The sequence below is a fragment of the Desulfobacula sp. genome, from assembly GCF_021107415.1.
Window position 1 is genome coordinate 1 of sequence record NZ_JAIOSW010000157.1, and the last position, 3,974, is coordinate 3,974.

A 3,974-nucleotide genomic window follows, 5' to 3' on the forward strand; every position below is an offset into this window, starting at 1 on the left:
ATGCTGCCAGGTTTTGAAAATAAATCAGTTGGAAGTAAGCTTTTTAGTATAATCAAAAAGAAAGCTATAGAAATGAAAATCGAAAAATTGTTTGTTGAAAGCACTTTGAACGCTGTAACTTATTATGAAAAACTAGGCTTTGTAAATACTGGAAGAATACCTGACAATTCTGCATATAATCTTGAGATGAAGCTGAGCAGCGTCTAACAAATCAATCAACTCAGACCGCTTAACTGCGCCACTTCTCGAATTTTTATATTATCTTGATCAGGTTTATCAAATCGAAGTATCGTGCTGTCAACCGCGGCAGGTTATCTCAAACCGTTATGTATCATCGCGACTTGATTAGTGACTAAGCTCCAATCAAGATGTGCCCCCATAGATACGGGAGCTGTTGAGCTTTACAAAAGAATTGAAACTATGGTTACTTATATTCGTCTTTCGGGCTGAAAAGAGCTATAATAAACAAAAAGCACCTACCTTTGGAAAGAAGACGTTGGAATTCCGAATGAAACGACCAGCAATGGGGGGCCGCCCATGAAGATTATGGCCGCCTTGGACCTGTCTGATTACGCGGATTTCGTCCTGATCAAGGCAATTAAAACCGCCAAACAGCAGAACGCCAAGATGGACATTGTGGTAGTGGCCGAGGACCACAGCGACGAGAGCTATTCAGCTGAGTGGGAACGGGCCAACGAAAAGCTGCTTCAGGATGCAACTCGGGCTGCTCGGTCCTACCAGCAAAAGGCCCTTGCCCAAGGGGTGAAGGCCAAGGTGCGGGTACGTTCCGGCAAATCAGCGGCAGAGGAGATTATCAAATACCAACAGTCGGAAAAACTGGACCTCATCGTCCTGGGCCGTCGATCCCATACACGTCGGGCAACCTTTCCCATGGGCGCTGTAGCTCAAAGAGTGGCTGCCTATGCCACTTGCACGGTCATGGTGGTGCGCTGTATGGAGAAACGGGACCGTATAGATTGGAATGCGAATAGTCTTCTATGATTATTTCTTTTATTGCTGACCTTCCTGAAAATTTATCGGCTCCAAGGGCCGGGCTAATGAAAAGCAGTTATGTTTACTGAATAAATTTGGGGGAGATAAAATGAGCTATGGTGTCATGGCCTATACTGATCATAACCAGATAGATCTATCTAATCAAGGATTTAAAAACATGGAACCACCTCAAGTAATTCAATTGAAAGATTGTTTTGAACAAGCGATTAATTCAAAGAAAGATCGGTAATTATTCTACTATTAAACGAAGCATAACGAATAAGGTTTGCAGCGGAGCAGACAAAGCCACGCCCGCTGAAAAGCAGCGAACCCCGCGGTAAGAACAAAAGTTATGCGCAATTGGAAGGTGTCTAAAGTAAAAAGAGGCCGAATGGAAATCAGAAGTAATATTCCTTTGCTTGAAGAAATTCTTGCGGAATACAAAGATGTTATAGGAGAGGATTTTCGATCATACAAGAATCATGTATATCGAGTTGTTAATTTTTGTTTACGGCTAAAGCAAGATACTGATAATGAACAAGAGGAGAGGATTATCATAGCTGCTTGTTTCCATGACCTGGGAATATGGGCAAATGATACATTTGATTACCTACAGCCATCCATTGTTTTGGCAAAAGAGTATTTAAAACGAAGAAATTTGGAGAAATGGTCTGTAGAAATAGAGTTAATGATAGATACTCATCACAAAATCAGAAAATATGAAGATGATAATCATCCTTTGGTTGAAGTATTCCGCAAGGCTGACTTGATTGATGTATCGTTGGGGATGGTTAAATTCAGTTTGTCTACAGACTTTATAGGAAACATCAAAATTACGTTTCCCAATTCAGGATTTCATAAGAGATTGATTCAATTGACAGTAAGAGAGTTATTTAGAAATCCATTAAAGCCGTTACCCATGATAAGATGGTAACGCATAACGAATCAGTCCAGTGGATAGCCGGGGACTGAGCCGATTTGAAAAATTGGCGGGAAATTGAAATTTTATCAATTTAACAAAGTCATTGAAACCCCTGCTACCACTGACTTCAAACGTTCACTTGCGAAAGGATTAGAAAATGACACAAATACTATCAATGGAAATATACAGAACAAAAGTAATTAATATCAATAAGAAACAATATACGATTCGGTTTGCTGTGAATAAGGATGAGTCAGCTTACACAATGTTTGTTTCAAACGATGTTAATAGAAAGCAAACAAAATATAATTTCACCAAACAAGTAGCCAATGATTTTAACCAAATTACAGGAGAAGATCTGGAACGTTTAGTGATGGATTTTATTAAATCAGACATTGAAAAAGGGATTATCTAAAAGTGATCCTCCCCCGATATTGTGCATACTGAGTTAGCCCCTATAATGAAAAGCATGTAAGAAAAACTATTCGTTTTAAACGTATAAAAATATTGACTATTATCTTTTTAAATCGTATAAATTAATCATGGAAGAAATTTTATACCAATATAATCCCTGGTGGGAAGAAGCGATTTTCAATGAAACAATCATCCCGAGAGAACGTTATCTTGGTAGACTTATAAAATATTTGGACAACAAACAAATTATATCTCTGACAGGCTTACGTCGTGTTGGTAAAACGACATTAATGAAATTGATCATTAAAGAACTCATCAGAAAAGGCACTTCTTCAAAATACATTTTATATATCAGTTTAGATGATTACCTTTTTCACCAGAACAGCATCATTGAAATAATTAATGAATATAGAAAACTTCACAAACTTAAGATCGAAGAAAAAATTTATCTTTTTTTGGATGAAGTGACTTATAAAGATAACTTTCATATTCAACTAAAAAATATTTATGATTCTCAGAACACCAAAATTTTTATCGCATCTTCTTCGGCTTCAATGCTAAGAGATAAAAAGGCCAGTTTAACCGGTCGTTCAATAACACTGGAAATAAAACCATTAGACTTGGAAGAATATCTATTTTTTAAAGGAATCACATTAAAAAAACGTGATAAGCAATTATATAAATCATATTTTCTCGACTACATCAAAGATGGCGGGATGCCGGAAAATGTTTTAAGTCCGAACCGGGAATACTTAATGAATCTGGTCGATGATATCATCCAAAAAGATATTACTGCTTTCCATGGGTTGAAGAATCATCAAATCCTTAGAGACTATTTCCTGCTTCTTATGGAACGGAGCGGAAAACAATTAAGTATCAACAAGATCGCAAAAATCTTGAGCATATCTCCAGATACTTCTAAAAGATATTTAAGCTATTTCGAATCCACTTATCTTATACATCTGCTCCCTCGATGGGGGAAAACCAATCAAAAATTGTTATCAGCAAAATGGTATCAAATATCTTTTTATGGGAGACAGAGATCTCGGGAGCTATTTTGAAAATTATATTTATTTGGTATTGCGCAATAAAAAAATATTATATTACCTATACGAGAATACTGTTGAAATAGATTTTTATACGGACGATAAAATTATGATCGAATCAAAATTTTATTCACAACTCAATGAGAAACAGGACAAATTATTTTCCGAATACCCTGCGGATAAAAAAATAGTGATAGATTCTGTAGACAAACTATCCCTCCTAAATGAGTTGTAAATTCAACAAAAAAATGAACCGGATGTGACCGGTTATTTTTACAATTATGTGTCAAATAGCATGTACAGAAAGAGAGTTTTGAAATGACATACATTACCTTAACAAAAGATAACATTTGGTCTGAGCATATTTGCTGTGCCTTCTCAGATAAGAAATGTTCAGAAAGTTATGAACTAAAGAAGCAATGGCTTGCAGGTGAATTTGATCATGATTACGTATTCCGACGTCTGGATGAACGTGCAAAAGTTTTCATAGAATATGGTCCGGCAGAAAAAGCATGGGTTCCTGTAACAGCTCCCAACTATATGATGATCGGTTGCTTTTGGGTCTCTGGTAAATATAAAAAAAATGGTCACGGAAAAGC

The 3,974-nt window shown here is 36.6% G+C and carries 6 protein-coding genes and 1 pseudogene; all 7 read left to right on the forward strand.

Annotation, left to right across the window (positions count from 1 at the left end; genetic code table 11):
- A partial coding sequence (locus K8S13_RS08595; RefSeq protein WP_291461955.1) for a GNAT family N-acetyltransferase occupies positions 1 to 207 on the forward strand: 207 nt, incomplete at its 5' end.
- A gap of 330 nt (positions 208 to 537) precedes the next feature.
- A complete protein-coding gene (locus K8S13_RS08600) occupies positions 538 to 1,002 on the forward strand; it encodes a universal stress protein (RefSeq protein ID WP_291461957.1) in 465 nt (154 codons plus the stop codon).
- Positions 1,003 to 1,102: 100 nt separating this feature from the next.
- Complete coding sequence (locus tag K8S13_RS08605; RefSeq protein WP_291461958.1) at positions 1,103 to 1,243, forward strand: hypothetical protein; 141 nt, start codon at positions 1,103 to 1,105, stop codon at positions 1,241 to 1,243.
- 141 nt (positions 1,244 to 1,384) lie between these two features.
- Positions 1,385 to 1,927, forward strand: a complete 543-nt coding sequence (locus K8S13_RS08610) for an HD domain-containing protein (RefSeq protein WP_291461959.1) — start codon at positions 1,385 to 1,387, stop codon at positions 1,925 to 1,927.
- Between the two features lie 145 nt (positions 1,928 to 2,072).
- Entirely contained in the window at positions 2,073 to 2,330 is a 258-nt protein-coding gene (locus tag K8S13_RS08615) for a hypothetical protein (RefSeq protein ID WP_291461961.1), read from the forward strand.
- A 127-nt stretch (positions 2,331 to 2,457) separates the two neighbouring features.
- Positions 2,458 to 3,390, forward strand: coding sequence for an ATP-binding protein (locus K8S13_RS08620; protein WP_291461963.1), 933 nt, complete (start codon positions 2,458 to 2,460; stop codon positions 3,388 to 3,390).
- A gap of 303 nt (positions 3,391 to 3,693) precedes the next feature.
- Positions 3,694 to 3,974 (forward strand): annotated as a pseudogene (locus K8S13_RS08625) (GNAT family N-acetyltransferase); the annotation flags it as partial.